Source organism: Streptomyces sp. KR55 (genome assembly GCF_052245645.1).
GTDB classification, from domain to species: Bacteria; Actinomycetota; Actinomycetes; order Streptomycetales; family Streptomycetaceae; genus Streptomyces; species Streptomyces flavusporus.
Genome location: NZ_JBQQCE010000847.1, coordinates 1 through 1,948, shown reverse-complemented (window position 1 = coordinate 1,948; position 1,948 = coordinate 1). Strand labels below are relative to the sequence as shown.

The following is a 1,948-nucleotide window of genomic DNA, read 5'->3' as shown; positions in this document are numbered from 1 at the left end:
TAGTACTCCAGCCGTAGTTCGTGATCTCGATCGTGAGGGGCGCCGAGGAGGCAGCTGGCAGCGTCGATCATCTGGACGAGACCGACCACGCCGTCGCGGGCGTCCGTTTCCTTCTCCGCCTACCCGAGTCCACCGAGACGGAGGGCGTTCCTTATCTCGCTGAGCTTCGCGGTCGTCGCCGGGGTCCACTCCTTCGCCTGCTCACCGAGACGGAGGGCGTTCTCAATCTCGCTGAGTTTCGCGGAGGACAGGGCGCCCGCCCGCTCGATCAGGTCGTCCCGGGACACGGTGGTCAGCCACGTGCAAGGGGTAAAGCCCGGACGCGGGAACGCGAACCGAAGCACGCCTTCAAAGGGCAGTCCTTCCACGGCGCCTACTGCCACTTCGACGCCCAGACCGGTGATGTCGACACCCGCCCGAGCGACGACCTGCATCACCCGGATCCCGGACGCGTCGTCTCCCGACAGCAGCACGACCGGCCGCCGCTCGTCGAACTCCACCCACCAGACTTCGCCACGTTGCACATGTCCTCCTGACACAGGACGGCGGGCGGACGCTGCGCGACCCCGACGCGCTGTGGAGACGGGTGCGGCCACCCGTTGATCATCGGTGTGTGAAGACAAACGATCACGCGGTGGCCGCAGGTCACAGCGTAGACCCTGCCCGCTGGCAGGAGGCGTTCGAGGGCCTGATGAGCCGGATAGCGGGACGGTTCACACGGGTCGAACCCCGGTTCCGGGTCCGGAAGTTGGTGCTCGGACTGCTGTCGGACCTGCCGCGCAAGAACTGCTGGACCATCGCCGAATGGGCCGGGGAGAGGACCCCGGACGGCATGCAGCATCTGCTGGGGCGGGCCAAGTGGGACGCCGACCGGGTCCGCGACGATGTGTGTGACTACGTGGTGGACCACCTGCACGACGACCAGGCGGTACTGGTGGTCGACGAGACCGGGGACGTGAAGAAGGGCACCGGCACGGTCGGCGTCCAGCGCCAGTACACCGGCACCGCGGGCAGGATCGAAAATGCCCAGGTCGCCGTCTACCTGGTCTACGCCGGCCGGCGCGGGCACGCGGCAGTGGACCGGGAACTGTACGTCCCGCGTTCATGGACCTCCGACCCTGACCGCTGCCGGGATGCCGGACTCGACCAGGACACCGCCTTCGCCACCAAGCCGGAACTGGCCACTCGTATGGTTGCCCGGTTCCTGGACGCCGGCCACCAGGCCGCATGGGTCGCCGGCGACGAGGTCTACGGCGGCAACCCCAGGCTGCGAACCGCACTGGAGGAACGCGGCACCGGCTACGTCCTCGCGGTGGCCTGCTCGCACGAAGTCACCACCGGGGCGGGGAGGTTCCGTGCGGACACCCTGGCCAAGAAGGTGCCCAAGCGGGCCTGGCAGAAGCTCTCCGCAGGGGCCGGGGCCAAGGGCCACCGTTTCTACGACTGGGCAGTCATCGACCTCGCCGACCCCCGACCCGGGAGTCGTCAGCTGCTGATCCGCCGTAACCGCAGCACCGGTGAACTCGCCTACTACCGCTGCTACTCGCCCGCACCCGTGCCGCTGACCGTGCTGGTCAGAGTCGCCGGATCAAGATGGCGGGTGGAGGAGTTCTTCCAGTCGGGCAAGGGCCTGGCCGCACTCGACGAGCACCAGGTCCGCCGCTATGCCTCCTGGTCCCGCTGGGTCACCCTCGCCATGCTCGCGCACGCTTTCCTCGCCGTCGTACGCGCAGACGAGCACACCCGCCCCGCACCCGATGCCCTCATTCCGCTCACCTGCAACGAGATCCAGCGCCTGTTCATCACCCTCGTCGTCCGACCCGTCCACGATGCCGCCCACCGGCTCGGTTGGTCCGACTGGCGGCGCCGCCACCAGGCCCGATCCCAGGCCGGCCACTACCGTCGACAAGCCACTCAGGCATGAAGATCACGATCTACGGCTGGAGTA

General features: G+C 68.3%; 2 protein-coding genes. One reads left to right on the top strand and one right to left on the bottom strand.

Annotation, left to right across the window (positions count from 1 at the left end):
• Positions 1–119 precede the first annotated feature (119 nt).
• Positions 120–524 carry a type II toxin-antitoxin system PemK/MazF family toxin gene (locus ACTWQJ_RS50890; RefSeq protein WP_095753169.1) on the bottom strand — a complete coding sequence of 135 codons (405 nt, stop codon included), beginning with the start codon at positions 522–524 and terminating at the stop codon, positions 120–122.
• A gap of 167 nt (positions 525–691) precedes the next feature.
• On the opposite strand from ACTWQJ_RS50890, the gene ACTWQJ_RS50885 reads away from it, so the two are divergent.
• A complete protein-coding gene (locus ACTWQJ_RS50885; protein WP_443313118.1) occupies positions 692–1,924 on the top strand; it encodes an IS701 family transposase in 1,233 nt (410 codons plus the stop codon).
• Positions 1,925–1,948: the final 24 nt, after the last annotated feature.

What these genes read in the sequence shown, in the direction of transcription:
- ACTWQJ_RS50885 (WP_443313118.1), top strand. Translation starts at nt 692, where the DNA reads ATGAGCCGGATAGCGGGACGGTTCACACGGGTCGAACCCCGGTTCCGG.